The organism is Streptomyces sp. NPDC002328, assembly GCF_042890065.1.
GTDB lineage: Bacteria > Actinomycetota > Actinomycetes > Streptomycetales > Streptomycetaceae > Streptomyces.
This window is the reverse complement of the sequence record NZ_JBIARQ010000004.1, coordinates 78,004-98,125: the sequence shown is the minus strand read 5'-3', so window position 1 is coordinate 98,125 and position 20,122 is coordinate 78,004. Positions and strand designations below refer to the sequence as shown.

At 72.3% G+C, this 20,122-nt stretch carries 19 protein-coding genes; 16 read left to right on the top strand and 3 right to left on the bottom strand.

All coding sequences use genetic code 11. The features are described 5' to 3' along the window. Window positions 1–5: 5 nt before the first annotated feature. The 3 genes from idi to galE all read right to left on the bottom strand — a co-directional run bounded on the left by idi (window position 6) and on the right by galE (window position 2,949). Window positions 6–599, bottom strand: a complete 594-nt coding sequence (gene idi, locus ACFYX4_RS12925; RefSeq protein ID WP_389330528.1) for an isopentenyl-diphosphate Delta-isomerase — start codon at window positions 597–599, stop codon at window positions 6–8. Window positions 600–853: 254 nt separating this feature from the next. After that, a complete protein-coding gene (locus ACFYX4_RS12920) occupies window positions 854–1,795 on the bottom strand; it encodes a cation diffusion facilitator family transporter (protein WP_389330525.1) in 942 nt (313 codons plus the stop codon). Window positions 1,796–1,971: 176 nt separating this feature from the next. Then, the gene (gene galE, locus ACFYX4_RS12915; protein ID WP_389330522.1) at window positions 1,972–2,949 is read right to left on the bottom strand and encodes a UDP-glucose 4-epimerase GalE; all 978 of its coding nucleotides are present in this window, start codon (window positions 2,947–2,949) and stop codon (window positions 1,972–1,974) included. Between the two features lie 200 nt (window positions 2,950–3,149). Between galE and ACFYX4_RS12910 the strand changes: the two genes are divergently transcribed. From ACFYX4_RS12910 to ispG, 16 genes are all read left to right on the top strand, one after another. Beyond that, the gene (locus ACFYX4_RS12910) at window positions 3,150–4,976 is read left to right on the top strand and encodes a DUF5941 domain-containing protein (RefSeq protein ID WP_389330519.1); all 1,827 of its coding nucleotides are present in this window, start codon (window positions 3,150–3,152) and stop codon (window positions 4,974–4,976) included. Beyond that, the gene (locus ACFYX4_RS12905) at window positions 4,973–5,725 is read left to right on the top strand and encodes a sugar phosphate nucleotidyltransferase (RefSeq protein WP_389330516.1); all 753 of its coding nucleotides are present in this window, start codon (window positions 4,973–4,975) and stop codon (window positions 5,723–5,725) included. Before ACFYX4_RS12910 ends, ACFYX4_RS12905 begins: the two co-directional genes overlap by 4 nt. Then, window positions 5,713–6,774, top strand: coding sequence for an iron-containing alcohol dehydrogenase family protein (locus ACFYX4_RS12900; protein WP_389330513.1), 1,062 nt, complete (start codon window positions 5,713–5,715; stop codon window positions 6,772–6,774). Before ACFYX4_RS12905 ends, ACFYX4_RS12900 begins: the two co-directional genes overlap by 13 nt. Continuing rightward, window positions 6,752–7,531 carry a CDP-alcohol phosphatidyltransferase family protein gene (locus tag ACFYX4_RS12895; RefSeq protein WP_389330510.1) on the top strand — a complete coding sequence of 260 codons (780 nt, stop codon included), beginning with the start codon at window positions 6,752–6,754 and terminating at the stop codon, window positions 7,529–7,531. The genes ACFYX4_RS12900 and ACFYX4_RS12895 overlap by 23 nt, the downstream gene beginning before the upstream one ends. Next, on the top strand, window positions 7,528–8,412 hold the full coding sequence (locus ACFYX4_RS12890) for a glycosyltransferase family 2 protein (protein ID WP_389330507.1): 885 nt from the start codon (window positions 7,528–7,530) through the stop codon (window positions 8,410–8,412). The genes ACFYX4_RS12895 and ACFYX4_RS12890 overlap by 4 nt, the downstream gene beginning before the upstream one ends. Before the next feature lie 98 nt (window positions 8,413–8,510). Continuing rightward, entirely contained in the window at window positions 8,511–9,440 is a 930-nt protein-coding gene (locus tag ACFYX4_RS12885) for an ABC transporter permease (RefSeq protein WP_389330505.1), read from the top strand. Beyond that, window positions 9,427–10,221, top strand: a complete 795-nt coding sequence (locus ACFYX4_RS12880; protein ID WP_389330502.1) for an ABC transporter ATP-binding protein — start codon at window positions 9,427–9,429, stop codon at window positions 10,219–10,221. The genes ACFYX4_RS12885 and ACFYX4_RS12880 overlap by 14 nt, the downstream gene beginning before the upstream one ends. Before the next feature lie 360 nt (window positions 10,222–10,581). Continuing rightward, a complete protein-coding gene (gene hpnC, locus ACFYX4_RS12875) occupies window positions 10,582–11,484 on the top strand; it encodes a squalene synthase HpnC (protein ID WP_389330499.1) in 903 nt (300 codons plus the stop codon). Next, the gene (gene hpnD, locus ACFYX4_RS12870) at window positions 11,481–12,431 is read left to right on the top strand and encodes a presqualene diphosphate synthase HpnD (RefSeq protein WP_389330496.1); all 951 of its coding nucleotides are present in this window, start codon (window positions 11,481–11,483) and stop codon (window positions 12,429–12,431) included. The genes hpnC and hpnD overlap by 4 nt, the downstream gene beginning before the upstream one ends. Next, a complete protein-coding gene (locus ACFYX4_RS12865) occupies window positions 12,431–12,583 on the top strand; it encodes a DUF6380 family protein (protein WP_389330493.1) in 153 nt (50 codons plus the stop codon). Before hpnD ends, ACFYX4_RS12865 begins: the two co-directional genes overlap by 1 nt. Next, window positions 12,580–13,980 (top strand): hydroxysqualene dehydroxylase HpnE, encoded by a 1,401-nt coding sequence (gene hpnE / locus ACFYX4_RS12860; protein ID WP_389330490.1) that lies wholly within the window; start codon window positions 12,580–12,582, stop codon window positions 13,978–13,980. Before ACFYX4_RS12865 ends, hpnE begins: the two co-directional genes overlap by 4 nt. Before the next feature lie 80 nt (window positions 13,981–14,060). Next, window positions 14,061–15,125 (top strand): polyprenyl synthetase family protein, encoded by a 1,065-nt coding sequence (locus tag ACFYX4_RS12855; protein WP_389331695.1) that lies wholly within the window; start codon window positions 14,061–14,063, stop codon window positions 15,123–15,125. A gap of 119 nt (window positions 15,126–15,244) precedes the next feature. After that, window positions 15,245–17,278, top strand: a complete 2,034-nt coding sequence (shc, locus tag ACFYX4_RS12850) for a squalene--hopene cyclase (RefSeq protein ID WP_389330487.1) — start codon at window positions 15,245–15,247, stop codon at window positions 17,276–17,278. Continuing rightward, a complete protein-coding gene (locus tag ACFYX4_RS12845; protein WP_389330484.1) occupies window positions 17,278–17,919 on the top strand; it encodes a 1-hydroxy-2-methyl-2-butenyl 4-diphosphate reductase in 642 nt (213 codons plus the stop codon). The genes shc and ACFYX4_RS12845 overlap by 1 nt, the downstream gene beginning before the upstream one ends. Window positions 17,920–17,924: 5 nt before the next feature. Further along, entirely contained in the window at window positions 17,925–18,947 is a 1,023-nt protein-coding gene (gene hpnH, locus ACFYX4_RS12840) for an adenosyl-hopene transferase HpnH (protein WP_389330481.1), read from the top strand. A 4-nt stretch (window positions 18,948–18,951) separates the two neighbouring features. Beyond that, window positions 18,952–20,109: a flavodoxin-dependent (E)-4-hydroxy-3-methylbut-2-enyl-diphosphate synthase gene (ispG, locus tag ACFYX4_RS12835; RefSeq protein WP_389330478.1), complete on the top strand. Its 1,158-nt coding sequence runs from the start codon at window positions 18,952–18,954 to the stop codon at window positions 20,107–20,109. The last annotated feature ends 13 nt before the right edge of the window (window positions 20,110–20,122 follow it).

The following is a 20,122-nucleotide window of genomic DNA, read 5'->3' as shown; positions in this document are numbered from 1 at the left end:
GGGCGTCACCACCCGGCCGACGGGCCGGTCAGCTCCCTGACCGCCGGACGGGCCGCGTCCAGCACCGTCATGAACCAGGCCGAGAACGTGTCCTTCGCGTGCCGCTCGGCCAGCTCGGCCGGCGTCACGTATGCCGTGTCGCCGACCTCGTCCGGGTCCGGCCGCAGCCGCGACTGCACCAGCCCGACGAAGAGGTGGTTGTACTCCTGCTCCACCAGCCCCGAGGCCGGGTCCGGGTGGTTGTAGCGGACCGTGCCCGCCTCCGCGAGCAGCGACGGCGAGACGCCCAGCTCCTCGAACGTGCGCCGCGCCGCCGCCGCGAACGGCGCCTCCCCCGGGTAGGGGTGACCGCAGCATGTGTTGGACCACACGCCGGGGGAGTGGTACTTGCCCAGCGCCCGCTGCTGGAGCAGCAGCCGCCCCCGCTCGTCGAAGAGGAACACCGAGAACGCTCGGTGCAGCTGCCCCGGCGGCTGATGGGCGGTGAGCTTCTCCGCGGTGCCGATGGTCAGGCCGTCCTCGTCGACCAGTTCCAGCAAAATCGCGTCCGCGGCGCCGTTCGACGAACCGTTCGTCGTGGTGGCAGGAGTGATCGGCATACCCATCCTTAGCATCGGTCCTCGCGCCCCAGTCTGCCGTACGCGTCCGGCACTCCCGGCGCTTCGCGCGAACGCCCGCATGTCCCGCGCGCGGCACGGTACGCGGCCCTCGCCGGTCCGCCGCCGGAAGCGGGGCCCGGTGGCTGATCTTGCCCTACGGGACGGGCGCGGAACCGCCCTGAACAGATGTGCGGCAAGGGTGACAGTGGTGCGGGGCGGGGGCGGGGCCGGCGAGGGCCGCGTACCGGGCCGCGTCAGTGGCAGAGCCGGGCCTCGTGCTCGGCGTGGCCGCCCGGCTCCAGCTGGAAGGTGCAGTGCTCCACGTCGAAGTGGTCGCCCAGGCAGCCCTGGAGCTCGTGCAGCATCTTCTCGTGACCGCTCGCGTTCAGCGCGTCCGAGCGGACCACCACGTGCGCCGACAGCACCGGCATCCCCGAGGTGATCGTCCAGGCGTGCAGGTCGTGCACGTCCTCCACCCCCTCCAGGTCGAGTATGTGCGCCCGCACCTGCCCCATGTCGACGTCCTTCGGCGCGGCCTCCAGCAGGACGTCCAGCGTCTCGCGCAGCAGCTTCACCGTCCGCGGCACGATCATCAGGCCGATGACGAGCGAGGCGACGGGGTCGGCGGCCTGCCAGCCGGTGGTCAGGATCACCGCCGCCGATATCAGCACCGCGACCGAGCCCAGCGCGTCCGCCGCCACCTCCAGGAACGCCCCGCGCACGTTCAGGCTCTCCGCCTGGCCGCGCATCAGCAGCGACAGCGAGATCATGTTCGCGACGAGACCGATCCCGCCGAACACGATCATCAGCCCGCCCTCGGTCGCCGCCGGCGTGAAGAAGCGCTCGATCGCCTCGTACAGCACATAGCCGCCCACCCCGAGCAGCAGCAGGCAGTTGGCGAGGGCGGCCAGGATCTCGGCGCGGGCGAAGCCGAAGGTGCGGTTCTCGCTCGCGGGCCGGTTGGCGAAGTGGATCGCGAGCAGCGCCATGCCGAGGCCCACCGCGTCCGTCGCCATGTGGGCCGCGTCCGCGATCAGCGCGAGGGAGTCCGCGAGGAGCCCGCCGACGATCTCCACCACCATCACGGTGAGCGTGATCGCCAGCGCCACGCGCAGCCTGCCCCGGTACGCCGCCGCGGCGGTGCCGGTGGTCGGCGTGTGCGAGTGAGCGTGGCCGTGATCGTGCCCAGCCCCCATGGAGACCGCCCTCCTGTCGTCCGTCCGGATCCTGTCCGGGGTCCACGCGGATACCGGTTCGGGTTTCCGTTCCGGGATCACAGTGAACTACGGGTGGGGGGTATCCGGCAACGCGGCACTGAACACCGTTGTCATGTGCCCTGACCTGCGGAAACGAACCGCAGGTCAGGGCGTCCTCACCGGCGCGTGCCGCGGTGCGACAACCAGCCCCGCCAGGCCGACTCGACCATCTCGCGCACCCCGCGCCGCGCGGTCCAGCCCAGCTCCTTCGCGGCCAGCGCGGCCGAGGCGACGGCCCTCGGGGCGTCCCCCGGGCGGCGCGCCTCGACCACGGCCGGTCGGGTGTCCCCGGCGACCTCGCCGATCAGCGTGACCAGTTCGCGCACCGAGACGCCCTCGCCCCGGCCGACGTTCACCGTCAGGTCCCCGGGCGTCGGCGTCGCGGTCAGCCGCCGGGCCGCCGCGAGATGCGCCTCCGCCAGGTCGGCGACATGGATGTAGTCACGGACGCAGGTGCCGTCCGGGGTGGGGTAGTCGTCGCCGAAGATCCGCGGGGCCTCGCCGCGGGTGAGCCGGTCGAAGACCATCGGGACGATGTTGAAGACGCCGGTGTCGGCCAGCTCCGGCGCCGCCGCCCCCGCCACGTTGAAGTAGCGCAGGCAGGTCGTCGCGATGCCGTGCGCCTCGCCCGCCGCCCTCACCAGCCACTCGCCGGCGAGCTTGGTCTCGCCGTACGGGTTCACCGGAGCGCAGGGGGCGTCCTCGGTGATGAGATCGGTGCCGGGGTCGCCGTAGACGGCCGCGGAGGAGGAGAACACGAAGCGGCCCACTCCGGCTTCGGCGGCTGCTTCGAGGAGGGTGGCCAGGCCGCCCACGTTCTCCCGGTAGTAGTGCGTCGGCCGTGCCACGGACTCGGCCACCTGCTTGCGGGCGGCCAGGTGCACGACGCCGGTGACGGCGTGCTCGGCGAGGAGCCCCTTGAGCAGGCGCGGGTCGGAGACGGAGCCGGTGACGAGGGGGGTGCCGGGCGGGAGCCGGGCGGGGAGGCCGGCGGAGAGGTCGTCGAGGACGACGGTGTGCTCGCCGGCTTCGGTCATGGCGCGTGCCACGTGGGCGCCTATGTATCCGGCTCCGCCGGTGATCAGCCACGTCATGTCTGCACACCCTACGGGGGTGCCCACCAGGCCTCACCTGAACGGCCGGTGAACACGGCTTTCCCCGGATCCGATAGCCTCTGCCGACATGCCGCCCGGCTGGCGCAGCCACGGGGCGTGCCCTTCGTGTCCCCATCATTTCGTGTCCCCATCATGCAGACGACCGGCGCGGCGCGCCGGAATCCAGGGAGTGAGTTCGGTTGCCGACCGCCATCCTCACCGGTCAGCCGGTCCCGGGATCGTCGATCGAGGGCGACCTGCGCTCCCTCGGCTTCGACGTCAGGACCGCCGCCGACGCCGCCGACGCGGAGACGCTCCTCGCCTCGGTACCCGGTGACCAGCGCGTCGCCCTCGTCGACAGCCGCTTCGTGGGCCACCCGCACGCGCTGCGCCTCGGCCTCACCGACCCCCGCTACCCGCTCGCCGCGATCCCCGGGGCCCTCACCGCGCAGGGGGAAGGCCGCCAGGCCCTGACCCGCGCGATGGCCCGGGAGAACTCCGCGAGCGGTGGTGCCGCCGTCGTCGTCGGCAGCCTGGCCGACCGGGTCGTCGGCGCGCTGGACGCCGACGGCGTCGCCGTCCACCGCCCCGTGCTGGGCACCCTGGTCGCGGCCGTCCCCGCCGACCCGCAGGCCCGCAACGAGGCGCGGCAGGCCGTCAGCGCCGTCGACGACGAGGCCGTACGCCTGAGGTCGGCGGTGAAGGCCGGCGACGGCTTCTTCACCACCTACTTCATCAGCCCGTACTCGCGTCACATCGCGCGCTGGTGCGCCCGCCGGGGCCTCACCCCGAACCAGGTCACCACCGCCTCGCTGATCACCGCGCTGATCGCGGCCGGCTGCGCGGCCACCGGGACCCGGGTGGGCTTCGTCGCGGCCGGCGTGCTGCTGATCGCGTCCTTCGTCCTGGACTGCGCGGACGGCCAGCTCGCCCGCTACTCGCTCCAGTACTCGACCCTCGGGGCCTGGCTCGACGCCACCTTCGACCGGGCCAAGGAGTACGCCTTCTACGCGGGCCTCGCCCTCGGCGCGGCCCGCGGCGGCGACGACGTGTGGGCCCTCGCCCTGGGCGCGATGGTGGTGCAGACCTGCCGGCACGTCGTCGACTTCGCCTACCACGAGGCCAACCGCGACGCGGACGCCGCATCCGCATCCGAATCCGGAGCCGGCGGCGGTGCGCCGGTCCTCGCCGACCGGCTGGACAGCGTCGCCTGGACGGTCTGGGCGCGCCGGATCATCGTGCTGCCCATCGGCGAACGCTGGGCCATGATCGCCGTCCTCACGGCCGTCGCCACCCCGCGCATCACCTTCTACGCCCTGCTGGCCGGCTCCGCCTTCGCCGCCGTCTACACCACGGCCGGACGGGTGCTGCGCTCACTGCGCCGCAGGACTCCGCTCACCGAGCGGGAGGCGCGGTCCCTGGCCGCCCTCGCCGACAGCGGGCCGCTCGCCGAGCTGCTGTCCCGCGTCGTCCGGGTCCGCGCCCCGCACCTCGCGCCGCTCGCCGCCCTCGCCGGAGCCGCCACGGTCCTGGCCGTCGCCTGGTCCCTCGGCACGAGCTGGTGGGTCGTCCCGGCGGCCGGCGTGTACGTCCTGTGCTCCGCCGTCGCCGTCTCCCGCCCCCTCACCGGCCCACTGGACTGGCTGGTGGTCCCCGTCTTCCGCGCGGCCGAATACGGCACCGTCCTCGTCCTGGCCGCCGAGGCGGACGTGAACGGAGCCCTACCAGCGGCTTTCGGGCTGGTAGCCGCCGTCGCCTACCATCACTACGACACGGTGTACCGCAACTGGGGCGACACCGGAGCGCCGCCACCGGCCTGGCTGGTGCGCGCCGCAGGGGGACAGGAAGGACGGACGCTGCTCGTCACCGTCCTGGCCGCGCTGCTCACCGCCGCGCAGTTCACGGTCGCGCTCACGGCCCTCGCCGTGGCCGTGGCCCTGCTGGTGCTCACCGAGAGCATCCGCTTCTGGGTGGCCGCTCATCTGGGTGGCGCGCCCGCCGTACACGACGAAGGAGAACCCGCATGATCGGCCTCGTGCTGGCCGCCGGCGCCGGACGGCGTCTGCGCCCCTATACCGACACCCTGCCCAAGGCGTTGGTGCCGGTGGGGCCCGAGGGCGACGCCGACGGGCTCACCGTCCTCGATCTGACGTTGGGGAACTTCGCGGAGATCGGGCTGACGGAGGTCGCGGTGATCGTGGGGTACCGCAAGGAGGCGGTGTACGAGCGGCGGGCGGCGCTGGAGGCGAAGTACGGGCTGAAGCTGACGCTGATCGACAACGACAAGGCGGAGGAGTGGAACAACGCCTATTCGTTGTGGTGCGGGCGGGACGCGTTGCGGGACGGGGTGATCCTCGCCAACGGCGACACGGTGCATCCGGTGTCGGTGGAGCGGACGCTGCTGGCCGCGCGCGGTGACGGCAGGAAGATCATCCTCGCGGTGGACACGGTGAAGAAGCTCGCCGAGGAGGAGATGAAGGTCGTCGTCGACCCGGAGCGCGGGATGACGAGGATCACGAAGCTGATGGATCCGGCGGAGGCGAGCGGCGAGTACATCGGCGTGACCCTGATCGAGGGCGACGCGGCGGCTGAGCTGGCGGACGCGCTGCACACGGTGTGGAACGCCGACCCGCAGCAGTTCTACGAGCACGGGTACCAGGAGCTGGTGGACCGCGGCTTCCGCATCGATGTGGCGCCGATCGGTGATGTGCCGTGGGTGGAGATCGACAATCATGACGATCTGGCGCGGGGTCGGGAGATCGCGTGCCGGTACTGACGCGGTTGATTCCTTCGCCGGTCGTGGTGGACATCCGTGCGGGTGCGCTGGACGATCTGGCGGGTGTGCTGGCCGACGAGCGGATCGCGCGCTCGGGCCGGCTGGCGGTGGCCGTCTCCAACGGGTCGGGCGCGCGGCTGCGTCAGCGACTCGAGGCCTCGATGCCGGGGGCGACCTGGTTCGAGGTGGGCGGCGGGACGCTGGACGACGCGGTGCGGCTGGCCGGCGAGATGCGGGCGGGCCGCTTCGAGGCGGTCGTCGGGCTGGGCGGCGGGAAGATCATCGACTGTGCGAAGTTCGCCGCGGCGCGGGTGGGGCTGCCGCTGGTGGCGGTCCCGACGAACCTGGCGCACGACGGGCTGTGCTCGCCGGTGGCGACGCTGGACAACGACGCCGGGCGCGGCTCCTACGGCGTGCCCAACCCGATCGCGGTCGTGATCGACCTGGACGTGATCGCGCAGGCCCCGGTGCGGTTCGTGCGCGCCGGGATCGGCGACGCGGTCTCCAACATCTCCGCGATCGCGGACTGGGAGCTGGCCAACCGGGTCAACGGCGAGAAGATCGACGGACTGGCCGCGGCGATCGCCCGGCAGGCCGGCGAAGCGGTGCTGCGCCATCCCGGCGGGGTCGGTGACACCGGCTTCCTCCAGGTGCTGGCCGAGGCGCTGGTCCTCAGCGGCATCGCGATGTCCGTCTCGGGCGACTCGCGCCCCTCCTCGGGCGCCTGCCACGAGATCAACCACGCCTTCGACCTGCTCTTCCCCCAGCGCGCCGCCGCCCACGGCGAGCAGTGCGGCCTGGGCGCCGCCTTCGCCATGTACCTGCGCGGCGCGCACGAGGAGTCCGTCCACATGGCCGGCGTGCTGCGCCGGCACGGCCTGCCGGTCCTGGCCCAGGAGATCGGCTTCACGGTCGAGGAGTTCGTCCGGGCGGTCGCCTACGCCCCGGAGACCCGCCCCGGCCGCTACACCATCCTCGAACACCTCGCCCTCACCCCCGAACAGATCAAGGACACCTACGCCGACTATGTCAAGGCCATCGGTAGCTGAACTCAGACCGGTCGTCCACCCTCCGGGGGTGAAGGACCGGCGCAGCGGTGAGCACTGGATGGGACGCCTCTACATGCGCGAGGTGTCCCTGCGGGTCGACCGCTACCTGGTCAACACCAGGGTCACGCCCAACCAGCTCACGTACCTGATGACCGTCTTCGGCGTCCTCGCCGCCCCGGCGCTGCTGGTGCCGGGGATCTGGGGCGCGGTGCTCGGCCTGGTGTGCGTCCAGATGTACCTGCTGCTGGACTGCGTCGACGGCGAGATCGCCCGCTGGAAGAAGCAGTACTCCCTCGGCGGGGTCTACCTGGACCGGGTCGGGGCGTATCTCACCGACGCCGCCGTCCTCGTCGGCTTCGGGCTGCGCGCCGCCGACCTGTGGGGCAGCGGCCGGATCGACTGGCTGTGGGCGTTCCTCGGCACGCTGGCCGCCCTCGGCGCGATCCTGATCAAGGCCGAGACCGACCTCGTCGGCGTCGCCCGGCACCAGGGCGGGCTGCCGCCGGTCAAGGAAGCGGCGTCCGAGCCGCGCTCCTCGGGCATGGCGCTCGCCCGCAGGGCCGCCGCCGCGCTCAAGTTCCACCGGCTCATCCTCGGCATGGAGGCGTCCCTGCTGATCCTGGGGCTGGCGATCGCCGACCAGGTCCGCGGCGACCTGTTCTTCTCCCGGCTCGGCGTCGCCGTGCTGGCCGGCATCGCCCTGCTCCAGACACTGCTGCACCTGGTGTCCATCCTCGCGTCGAGCAGGCTGAAGTGAGCGCGTCCCTGAAGGTCGGCGCGGTCGTCATCACCATGGGCAACCGCCCCGACGAGCTACGCGCGCTGATCGACTCGATCGCCAAGCAGGACGGCGACCCGGTCGACGTGGTCGTGGTCGGCAACGGCTCGCCCGTCCCCGAGGTCCCCGAGGGCGTGCGGACCGTCGAGTTGCCGGAGAACCTCGGCATCCCCGGCGGCCGCAACGTCGGCATCGAGGCCTTCGGGCCCAGCGGCCGGGACGTCGACGTGCTCCTCTTCCTCGACGACGACGGCCTGCTGGCCCACCACGACACCGCCGAGCTGTGCCGGCGGGCGTTCGCCGAGGACCAGGGGCTCGGCATCGTCAGCTTCCGCATCGCCGACCCCGACACCGGCGTCACCCAGCGCCGCCACGTGCCCCGGCTGCGCGCCTCCGACCCGATGCGCTCCTCCCGGGTCACCACCTTCCTCGGCGGCGCCAACGCCGTCCGCACCCGGGTCTTCGCCGACGTCGGCGGGCTGCCGGACGAGTTCTTCTACGCGCACGAGGAAACCGACCTGGCATGGCGGGCCCTCGACGCGGGCTGGATGATCGACTACCGGTCCGACATGGTGCTGTACCACCCGACGACCGCGCCCTCGCGGCACGCGGTCTACCACCGCATGGTCGCCCGCAACCGCGTCTGGCTGGCCCGCCGCAACCTGCCCGCGCCCCTGGTCCCGGTGTACCTCGGCGTGTGGCTGCTGCTCACTTTGCTGCGCCGCCCCTCGGGGCCCGCGCTGAAGGCGTGGTTCGGCGGTTTCCGCGAAGGCTGGGCCACCCCGTGCGGACCGCGCCGCCCCATGAAGTGGCGTACGGTGTGGCGGCTGACCAAACTGGGCCGGCCTCCCGTCATCTGACAAGCTCCACCCGAGGGCCCCGGAGCGTGCCGCGGCCCCCCGGCTCTTACCCGGCCCCCTTCTGGCCGGGGCATCCCGAAGACGAAAGTTTCCGACCTGTGAGTGAGACAACGCATGACGGCGGAGTCGCGGTGAGCGCGCCCCCGTCGCCCGACGAGGGCCTCACGGCGGCGCAACTGGCCGCCAAGTACGGGCTGGCCGTGAGCGGGGCCCGCCCCTCGCTGCGGGACTACGTCCGCCAGCTGTGGGGGCGCCGTCACTTCATCCTGGCCTTCTCCCAGGCGAAGCTGACCGCCCAGTACAGCCAGGCCAAACTGGGGCAGCTGTGGCAGGTCGCCACCCCGCTGCTTAACGCGGCCGTCTACTTCTTCATCTTCGGCGTGATCCTCAACGCCGGTAAGGGCATGTCCCGCGACGTGTACATCCCGTTCCTGGTCACGGGCGTCTTCGTCTTCACCTTCACGCAGAGCTCGGTCATGAGCGGAGTCCGCGCGATCTCCGGCAACCTCGGCCTGGTCCGCGCCCTGCACTTCCCGCGCGCCTCCCTGCCGGTCTCCTTCGCCCTCCAGCAGCTCCAGCAGCTGCTGTACTCGATGGTCGTGCTGTTCCTGGTGGCGATCGCCTTCGGCAGCTACCCGTCCGCGTCCTGGGCGCTGATCGTGCCCGTGCTCGTCCTCCAGTTCTGCTTCAACACGGGCCTGGCGCTGATCTTCGCCCGGGCCGGCGCGAAGACCCCCGACCTCGCGCAGCTCATGCCGTTCGTGATGCGGACGTGGATGTACGCGTCCGGCGTGATGTTCTCCATCCCCGTGTTCCTCGCCGACCGGCCGCAGTGGCTGTCCACCGTCCTCCAGTGGAACCCGGCGGCCGTCTACATGGACCTGATGCGCTTCGCGCTCATCGACGAGTACGGCGGCCAGTACCTGCCGGACCACGTGTGGGCGATCGCGGTCGGCTGGGCCGTCCTGTTCGCCGTCGGCGGCTTCGTGTACTTCTGGAAGGCGGAGGAGAGGTATGGCCGTGGCTGAGCGGGCGCCGGGCGAGCGGGTCCCCACCGTCATCGCCGACGACGTGCACATCGTCTATCGCGTCAACGGCGCGAAGACCGGCAAGGGCAGCGCCACCGCCGCCCTCAGCCGCATCCTCAAGCGCGGCTCCGACGACGCGGCGCGCGGCGTGCGCAAGGTGCACGCGGTGCGGGGCGTCTCCTTCGTCGCCCACCGGGGCGAGGCCATCGGCCTGATCGGCTCCAACGGCTCCGGCAAGTCGACGCTGCTGCGCGCCATCGCCGGTCTGCTGCCCCCCGAGAGCGGCCGGGTCTACACCGACGGCCAGCCCTCGCTGCTCGGCGTCAACGCCGCCCTGATGAACGACCTGACCGGCGAGCGCAACGTCATCCTCGGCGGTCTGGCCATGGGCATGTCCCGGGAGCAGATCAAGGAGCGCTACCAGGGCATCGTCGACTTCTCCGGCATCAACGAGAAGGGCGACTTCATCACCCTGCCCATGCGCACCTACTCGTCCGGCATGCAGGCCCGGCTGCGGTTCTCCATCGCCGCCGCGAAGGACCACGACGTCCTCATGATCGACGAGGCGCTGGCCACCGGCGACCGCAAGTTCCAGCTGCGCTCCGAGGAGCGCATCCGGGAGCTGCGCAAGGAGGCCGGCACGGTGTTCCTGGTCAGCCACAGCAACAAGTCGATCCGGGACACCTGCGACCGGGTGCTGTGGCTGGAGCGCGGCGAACTGCGCCTGGACGGCCCGACCGAAGAGGTCCTCAAGGAGTACGAGAAGTTCACGGCCAAGTAGCCGCCGGTCCGTCAGGGCCCCGCCGGGACTGGCCGGTGGGGCCCCGCGTCTGCAAAGGAACCGTCAACTCCGGTGCGGCGCTGGAAGCTTGACACGGATCGGTGTGTTGTTGTGATGCGCGGGACACCCCCGGGAACCACGCTGCGTTGTACAACGTAAGCTGTACCGGTCCCGAAACACGTGCAAGTGTGGCGATAAGACGCGACATCCTCACGCAGGGCTGCCGTGCGGCAGCTGGGCGGCGTGTCCGAAATAGTGGGTATCGGGTTGTCGGTGTAGAACGGGAGATGTGACGGCAATGGCTACGGAAACTCCCCAGCTCAACGCAGCACGCGCCGTCCCTGCCCGAGGCAGCCGGCGGTGACGGCGCCGACCGCGTCGCGCACCCGGGGCCCGGAGCGCGACACCCTCGCCAAGGCCGCCGACGAGAACTTCCCCGTGGCCCCCTTCTTCCTCCCCGCCGCCTGGCGCGACGACCTGACGGCCGTGTACGGCTTCGCCCGTCTCGTGGACGACATCGGCGACGGCGACCTCGCCCCGGGCGGCGCCGACGCCCGCCTGCTCGGCGTGTCCGGCGCCGACGCCGAGGACCGCCTCGTCCTGCTGGACGCCTTCGAGGCCGACCTGCGCCGGGTCTTCGACGGCGTCCCGCGCCACCCGCTGCTGCGCCGCCTCCAGCCCGCCGTCCGCCGCCGCTCCCTCACCCCCGAGCCCTTCCTCGGCCTGATCGCCGCCAACCGCCGGGACCAGCTCGTCACCCGCTACGAGACCTACGACGACCTCCTCGCGTACTGCGAGCTGTCCGCCAATCCCGTGGGCCGGCTCGTCCTCGCCGTCACCGGCTCCGCGACGCCCGAGCGGATCCGCCGCTCCGACGCGGTCTGCACCGCGCTCCAGATCGTCGAGCACCTCCAGGACGTGGCCGAGGACCTCGGCCGCGACCGCGTCTATCTGCCCGCCGCCGACATGAAGCGCTTCCACGTGACGGAGGCGGACCTCGCCGCGCCCACCGCGGGAGCCTCGGTGCGCGCCCTGATCGCCTTCGAGGCGCAGCGCGCCCGCGACCTGCTGGCCGAGGGCGACCCGCTGGTGCGCAGCGTCCACGGCAGGCTCCGGCTGCTGCTCGCCGGGTTCGTGGCGGGAGGAAGGGCGGCCCTCCACGCGATCGCCGCCGCCCGCTACGACGTCCTTCCCGGCCCGCCCGCGCCCGGCAAGCTCCGGCTGCTGCGCGAGGTGGGCGTGATCCTGCGAGGAGAGGGGTGATCGAGGCCGTGGACTCTCCGCTGCACGCGTCCGCACCGGTACTCGCCGCCTACGGCTACTGCGAGGCCGTCACCGGACAGCAGGCGCGCAACTTCGCGTACGGCATCCGGCTGCTGCCCGTGCCCAAGCGGCGCGCCATGTCGGCGCTGTACGCGTTCTCCCGCCGGGTCGACGACATCGGCGACGGCGCGTTGGACGGCGACGTCAAGATCGCCCGGCTGGAGGGCACCCGGGCGCTGCTCACCCGGGTCCGCGAGGGCGAGGTCGACGAGGACGACACCGATCCGGTCGCGGTCGCCCTCGCGCACGCCGCGCGGGTCTTCCCGATCCCGCTGGGCGGCCTCGACGAGCTGATCGACGGCGTCCTGATGGACGTCCGCGGCGAGACCTACGAGACCTGGGACGACCTCAAGGCGTACTGCCGGTGCGTCGCGGGCGCCATCGGACGGCTCTCGCTCGGCGTGTTCGGCACCGAACCGGGGGCGCGCGGTGCCGAACGCGCCCCGGAGTACGCCGACACGCTGGGGCTCGCGCTCCAGCTCACCAACATCCTCCGAGACGTCCGCGAGGACGCCGCGGGCGGCCGGACCTATCTGCCCTCCGACGACCTCGCCAAGTTCGGCTGCTCGGCCGGGTTCGACGGCCCGAAGCCGCCGGAGGGCTCCGACTTCGCGGGCCTCGTCCACTTCGAGGTGCGGCGGGCCCGCGCCCTCTTCGCCGAGGGCTACCGCCTGCTGCCCATGCTGGACCGGCGCAGCGGCGCCTGCGTCGCCGCGATGGCCGGCATCTACCGCCGTCTCCTCGACCGGATCGAACGCGATCCGGAGGCAGTGCTGCGCGGCCGTGTCTCGCTGCCCGGCCGGGAGAAGGCGTACGTCGCCGTGCGCGGGCTGTCCGGTCTCGACGCCCGCCATGTGTCCCGGCTGACCGTCAGGAGGCCCCTCTGATGGCCGCCCGGGGCGAGACGGTGGACCGGGGCGACGCGCTCGGTGTGAAGCGGTGCGCAACCCTCCGGCGCGGCGTGGCGTCCCTGACTGCGACGGCCCGCCGTGCGCGGCGCGAACGTCACCGCGGGCACGCAGGGGGAGGTGCACGATGAGCGACGAACTGCTCCCGGACTCGCTGAACGAGGCGGTCGTGGTCGGCGGCGGCCTCGCCGGGACCACCGCCGCGCTCGCGCTCGCCGACGCCGGCGTCCGCGTCACCCTGCTCGAAGGCCGGCCCCGGCTGGGCGGCCTCGCCTTCTCCTTCCGGCGGGGCGGGCTCACCGTCGACAACGGCCAGCACGTGTACCTGCGCTGCTGCACCGCCTACCGCTGGTTCCTCGACCGGATCGACGCGGCGGCGCTGGCGCCCTTGCAGGAACGTCTCGACGTGCCCGTTCTCGATCTCGCCCGGCCCGAGGGACGACGGCTCGGCAGGCTGCGCCGCGACGCGCTGCCCGTCCCCCTCCACCTGGGCCGCAGCCTCGCCACGTACCCGCACCTCTCCCTCGCCGAACGCGCCAAGGTCGGCAGGGCCGCGCTCGCGCTGAAGGGGCTCGACCTCGACGACCCGGCCCTGGACGCCCAGGACTTCGGCAGCTGGCTGACCGCCCACGGCCAGTCGGCGCGCGCCGTCGAGGCCCTCTGGGACCTGGTCGGGGTCGCCACCCTCAACGCCGTCGCGGGCGACGCCTCCCTGCAACTCGCCGCGACGGTCTTCAAGACCGGCCTGCTGTCCGAGCCGGGCGCCGCCGACATCGGCTGGGCCCTCGTCCCGCTGGGCGACCTGCACGACCGGCTCGCCCGCAGGGCGCTCGACGCCGCCGGCGTGCGCACCGAGGTCCGCACCCGCGTCACCTCCGTCTCCCCCGACGGGCACGGCGGTTGGACCGTCCAGGTCCCCGGCGAGACGCTCCGCGCCGACGCCGTCGTCCTCGCCGTACCGCAGCGCGAGACGTACGACCTGCTGCCCGACGGGGCGCTCGACGCCCCCGAGCGGCTCCTCGCGATCGACACCGCGCCGATCCTCAACGTGCACGTCGTCTACGACCGCAAGGTGCTCGACGCGCCGTTCGTCGCCGCGCTCGGCACGCCCGTGCAGTGGGTGTTCGACCGCACCGACGCCTCCGGACTGCGCCGGGGACAGTACCTCGCGCTGTCGCAGTCGGCCGCGCAGGACGAGATCGACGAGCCCGTCGCCGTGCTGCGCGAGCGCTATCTGCCCGAACTGGAGCGGCTGCTGCCCCGCGCGCGCGGTGCCCGGGTGGAGGACTTCTTCGTGACCCGGGAGCGCACGGCGACGTTCGCGCCCGCCCCCGGCGTCGGGCGACTGCGGCCCGGCGCCCGCACCAAGGCATCCGGCCTGTACCTGGCCGGAGCGTGGACCGCCACTGGGTGGCCCGCGACCATGGAGAGTGCGGTCCGCAGCGGCGTCGGCGCGGCGGACGCCGCGCTCGGCGCCCTCGGCCGGCCCCGCCCCCGCCACCTCTTCACCCTCGAGGAGGCGGCGTGATGCGCTATCAGAACCCGCACGGCTCGGCACATTCCCGCACCCCCTCCGGTACCGCGACAAGAGGAGAAACCGTGCCCCCTGTGCCCCCGGCCTCGACGGCCGCTCGAGAGACCGCGGTGGACGTGGCCGCGCTCCTGGAGCGCGGCCGGACCCTGGCCACACCGGTGCTGAGGGCGGCCGTCGACCGTCTGGCGCCCCCCATGGACACGGTCGCCGCCTACCACTTCGGCTGGATCGACGAGAAGGGCAACCCGACCGACGGCGACGGCGGCAAGGCCGTGCGCCCCGCGCTCGCGGTGCTCTCCGCGGAGGTCGCCGGCGCCCCGCCCCAGGTGGGCGTGCCCGGCGCGGTCGCCGTCGAACTGGTCCACAACTTCTCGCTGCTGCACGACGACCTGATGGACGGCGACGAACAGCGCCGCCACCGCGACACCGTCTGGAAGGTGCACGGCCCCGCCCAGGCCATCCTGGTCGGCGACGCCCTGTTCGCCCTCGCCAACGAGGTCCTGCTGGAACTCGGCACGGCCGAGGCCGGCCGGGCCACCCGCCGTCTGACCACCGCCAGCCGCGCCCTGATCGACGGTCAGGCGCAGGACATCTCCTACGAGCACCGCGACCGCGTCAGCGTCGAGGAGTGCCTGGAGATGGAGGGCAACAAGACCGGCGCGCTGCTGGCCTGCGCCAGCTCCATCGGCGCGGTGCTCGGCGGCGCGGACGACCGTGCCGCCGACGCCCTGGAGAAGTACGGCTACCACCTGGGCCTCGCCTTCCAGGCCGTCGACGACCTCCTCGGCATCTGGGGCGACCCGGTCTCCACCGGCAAGCAGACCTGGAGCGACCTGCGCCAGCGCAAGAAGTCCCTGCCGGTCGTCGCGGCGCTCGCGGCGGGCGGCCCCGCCTCCGAGCGGCTCGGCGAGATCCTCGCCGCCGACGCCGAGAGCAGCGACTTCGAGAACTTCTCCGAGGAGGAGTTCGCGGCCCGCGCCGCCCTGATCGAGGAGGCCGGCGGGCGCGAGTGGACCGCCGAGGAGGCACGCCGTCAGCACACCGTCGCCATCGAGGCGCTGACCGCCGTCGACATGCCCGAGCGGGTGCGGGACCGGTTCACGGCGCTCGCCGACTTCGTCGTCGTACGAAAGAGATGATCACTATCGGTCGAATAGCCCTCGCGTAGTCGCCGGCCGGTGTCGAGGGAAGAGACGCACCGGCCGACGGCGGACCCACAGCAGACGCAACGCCATGCACACTGCACGAAGGGGAAGCCATGACAGCGACGACCGACGGAAGTCCCGGGGCCCTGCCGCCCCGGGCTGCGGCGGCCAGCGAAACCGACAGCGACACCCCCGCGGCGGCCGGGGTACAAGAAGCCGCCGAACGCGCGGTGCTCCGCGCGACCGACTTCCTGCTCGCCCGGCAGGACGCCGAGGGCTGGTGGAAGGGCGACCTCGAGACCAACGTCACGATGGACGCCGAAGACCTGCTGCTCCGTCAGTTCCTCGGCATCCGCGACGAGTCGACGACCGCGGCCGCCGCCCTCTTCATCCGCGGCGAGCAGCGCGCGGACGGGACCTGGGCCACCTTCCACGACGGCCCGGGACAGCTCTCCACCACCATCGAGGCCTACGTCGCCCTGCGCCTGGCCGGTGACCCGCCCGACGCGCCCCACATGGCGAGAGCCTCCGCCTGGATCCGCGACCAGGGCGGCATCGCCGCCTCCCGGGTCTTCACCCGGATCTGGCTCGCCCTGTTCGGCTGGTGGAAGTGGGAGGACCTGCCCGAACTCCCCCCGGAACTGCTGTACTTCCCGAAGTGGTTCCCGCTCAGCATCTACAACTTCGGCTGCTGGGCCCGACAGACCATCGTCCCGCTCACCGTCGTCTCGGCCAAACGCCCGGTGCGTCCCGCGCCGTTCCCCCTCGACGAGCTGCACACCGACCCCGCCCGGCCCAACCCGCCCCGGCCGCCGGCGCCCGTGCACACCTGGGACGGCCTCTTCCAGCGCCTCGACAAGGTCGTACGCGGCTACCGCACGGTCGCGGTGCGCCGGCTGCGCCGCGCCGCCATGAACTCCGCCGCCCGCTGGATCATCGAACGGCAGGAGAACGACGGCTGCTGGGGCGGCATCCAGCCGCCCGCCGTGTACTCCGTCATCGCCCTGTACCTGCTCGGCTACGACCTCCAGCACCCCGTGATGCGGGCGGGCCTGGAGTCCCTGGACCGGTACGCGGTCCGGCGCGAGGACGGGGCCCGGATGATCGAGGCCTGCCAGTCGCCGGTGTGGGACACCTGCCTCGCCACGATCGCGCTGGCCGACGCGGGGGTGCCTGCCGACCACCCCCAACTGGTCAAGGCGGCCGACTGGATGCTCGGCGAGCAGATCGTACGGCCCGGCGACTGGTCCGTACGCAGGCCCCAACTCCCGCCCGGGGGATGGGCGTTCGAGTTCCACAACGACAACTACCCCGACATCGACGACACCGCCGAGGTGGTCCTCGCGCTGCGCCGGGTGCGCCACCACGACCCGGAGCGGGTGGAGAAGGCCATCGGGCGCGGGGTGCGCTGGAACCTCGGGATGCAGTCGAGGAACGGCGGTTGGGCCGCGTTCGACGTCGACAACACCAGCCGCTTCCCCAACCGGCTGCCGTTCTGCGACTTCGGCGAGGTCATCGACCCTCCGTCGGCCGACGTCACCGCGCACGTCGTGGAGATGCTCGCCGTCGAGGGTCTCGCCCACGACCCGCGCACCCGGCGCGGCATCGACTGGCTGCTCGCCGAACAGGAGCCGGAGGGCTCGTGGTTCGGCCGCTGGGGCGTCAACTACGTCTACGGCACCGGCTCCGTGGTGCCCGCGCTGACCGCCGCCGGGATGCCCGTCCAGCACCCGGCGATCCGGCGGGCCGTGGCCTGGCTGGAGCGGGTCCAGAACGACGACGGCGGCTGGGGCGAGGACCTGCGCTCCTACGACGACCCGGTCCGTTTCAGCGGCCGGGGCGCCTCCACCGCCTCCCAGACGGCCTGGGCGCTGATGGCGCTGCTCGCCGCGGGGGAGCGGGAGTCCGGGGCGGTCGAGCGCGGCGTGGCCTGGCTCGCCCGGACCCAGCGCGAGGACGGCTCCTGGGACGAGCCGCAGTTCACCGGCACCGGCTTCCCGTGGGACTTCTCCATCAACTACCACCTCTACCGGCAGGTGTTCCCGCTGACCGCGCTCGGCCGGTACGTCCACGGCGAGCCGTTCACCGAGACGGTGGTCCGGGTCGTCGTCGACGACACGGTCCCCGCAGAGGCCGAGGGGAGCTGATGAGAGCGCAGCCCGCCTCCGCCCCGCTGCTGATCGCCTGCGCGCTCGGCATCGAGCACCTCGCCCTGCGCATGGGCGACCGCGGCGGGGCCGGCGGGCCGGTCACCGTCCTGCGCACCGGGATGGGGCCGAAGGCGGCCGAGCGCACCGTCACCCGGGTCCTGGCCGACCCGCCGCTGAGCGGAGCGGCCGTGCTCGCCACCGGCTTCTGCGCCGGACTCGCCCCCGGAATGCACCCCGGCGACCTCGTCGTCGCCGAGGAGACCCGCGACCCGCGCGGCACCGTGCCGTGCGTGGGCGTCGAGCTGCTCGTCAAGGAACTCGTGCGCACCCTGCCGGGGCGCACCGTCCACACCGGCCCCCTCACCGGATCCGACCACGTGGTGCGCGGCCCGGAGCGGTCCGACCTGCTCGCCACCGGCGCGATCGCGGCCGACATGGAGTCGGCGGCCACGCTCCTGAGCGCCGTCCGCGCTTCGATGCGCCCGGTTGCGGCCGTCCGGGTGGTCGTGGACGCTCCTGAACATGAACTCGTCCGGATCGGCACGGTGCGCGGTGGAATATCGGCTTTCCGCGTCCTTCGTTCCGTCCTGCCTGCATTCTTCGAATGGCACCGTAATGTGCTGCTCCCCCGGAGGTGAGCCAGATGGCCATGCCGCTGCGCCAGTCCATCAAGGTCGCTACATACTTGGCTGAACAGAAGCTCCGCAAGCGGGACAAGTTCCCGCTCATCGTCGAGCTGGAGCCCCTCTTCGCCTGCAACCTCAAGTGCGAGGGCTGCGGCAAGATCCAGCATCCGGCCGGCGTGCTCAAGCAGCGCATGCCCGTCGCGCAGGCCGTGGGAGCGGTGCTCGAATCCGGCGCCCCGATGGTGTCGATCGCCGGCGGCGAACCGCTGATGCACCCTCACATCGACGAGATCGTCCGGCAGTTGGTGGCCAGAAGGAAGTACGTCTTCCTCTGCACCAACGCGATGCTGCTGCGCAAGAAGATGGACCGCTTCAAGCCCTCCCCCTACTTCGCGTTCGCCGTGCACATCGACGGACTGCGCGAGCGGCACGACGAGTCGGTGGCCAAGGAGGGCGTGTTCGACGAGGCCGTGGCCGCGATCAAGGAGGCCAAGCGGCGCGGCTTCCGGGTCACCACCAACTCCACCTTCTTCAACACTGACACCCCGCAGACCATCGTCGAGGTGCTCGACTTCCTCAACGACGACCTCCAGGTCGACGAGATGATGATCTCGCCCGCCTACGCCTACGAGAAGGCGCCCGACCAGGAGCACTTCCTCGGCGTGGAGCAGACCCGCGAGCTGTTCAAGAAGGCCTTCGCGGGCGGCAACCGGCGCCGCTGGCGGCTCAACCACTCCCCGCTCTTCCTGGACTTCCTGGAGGGCAGGGTCGACTTCCCGTGCACCGCCTGGGCGATCCCCAACTACTCCCTCTTCGGCTGGCAGAAGCCCTGCTACCTGATGAGCGACGGATACGTGCCGACGTACCGCGAACTCATCGAGAAGACGGACTGGGACAAGTACGGTCGCGGCAAGGACCCGCGCTGCGCCAACTGCATGGCGCACTGCGGCTACGAGCCCACCGCCGTCCTCGCCACCATGGGCTCGCTCAAGGAGTCGCTGCGCGCCATGCGCGAGACGGTCTCCGGGAACCGGGAGTGACCCGGTGACCGCCGTCTCCCTCGGCGTCCCCGAGGCGCCCCTGCGGCCGATCGCCGAACGGCGCGCCTCGCGCCGGATCCAGGTCGGCCCGGTCGCGGTCGGGGGCGGGGCCCCGGTGTCGGTGCAGTCGATGACGACCACCCGCACCTCGGACGTGGGCGCGACCCTCCAGCAGATCGCCGAGCTGACCGCGTCCGGCTGCCAGATCGTGCGCGTCGCCTGCCCCACGCAGGACGACGCAGACGCCCTCGCGGTCATCGCCCGCAAGTCGCAGATCCCGGTGATCGCCGACATCCACTTCCAGCCCAAGTACGTGTTCGCGGCGATCGAGGCGGGCTGCGCCGCCGTCCGCGTCAACCCCGGCAACATCAAGCAGTTCGACGACAAGGTGAAGCAGATCGCGCGGGCCGCCGCGGACCATGGCACGCCGATCCGCATCGGGGTCAACGCCGGTTCCCTGGACCGGCGGTTGCTCCAGAAGCACGGCAGGGCCACCCCGGAGGCGCTCGTGGAGAGCGCGCTGTGGGAGGCGTCCCTCTTCGAGGAGCACGGCTTCCGGGACGTCAAGATCTCCGTCAAGCACAACGACCCGGTCGTGATGGTCGAGGCCTACCGGCAGCTCGCCGCGCAGTGCGACTACCCGCTGCACCTGGGCGTGACGGAGGCGGGGCCGGCGTTCCAGGGCACGATCAAGTCGGCGGTGGCCTTCGGCGCGCTGCTGTCCCAGGGCATCGGCGACACGATCCGCGTCTCGCTGAGCGCGCCGCCGGCCGAGGAGGTCAAGGTCGGCATCCAGATCCTCCAGTCCCTCGGCCTGCGGCAGCGGCGGCTGGAGATCGTCTCCTGCCCGTCCTGCGGCCGTGCCCAGGTCGACGTCTACAAGCTGGCCGACGAGGTCACCGCCGGCCTGGAGGGCATGGAAGTCCCGTTGCGCGTCGCGGTGATGGGCTGTGTGGTCAACGGCCCCGGCGAGGCACGGGAGGCCGACCTCGGGGTCGCCTCCGGCAACGGAAAGGGTCAGATCTTCGTGAAGGGCGAGGTCGTCAAGACCGTCCCCGAGTCGAAGATCGTCGAGACGCTCATCGAGGAGGCGATGAGGATCGCCGAGCAGATGGAGCAGGACGGCGTCGCGGCGGGGGAGCCGGCCGTCACCGTGAGTTGAGCAGCACGGAACG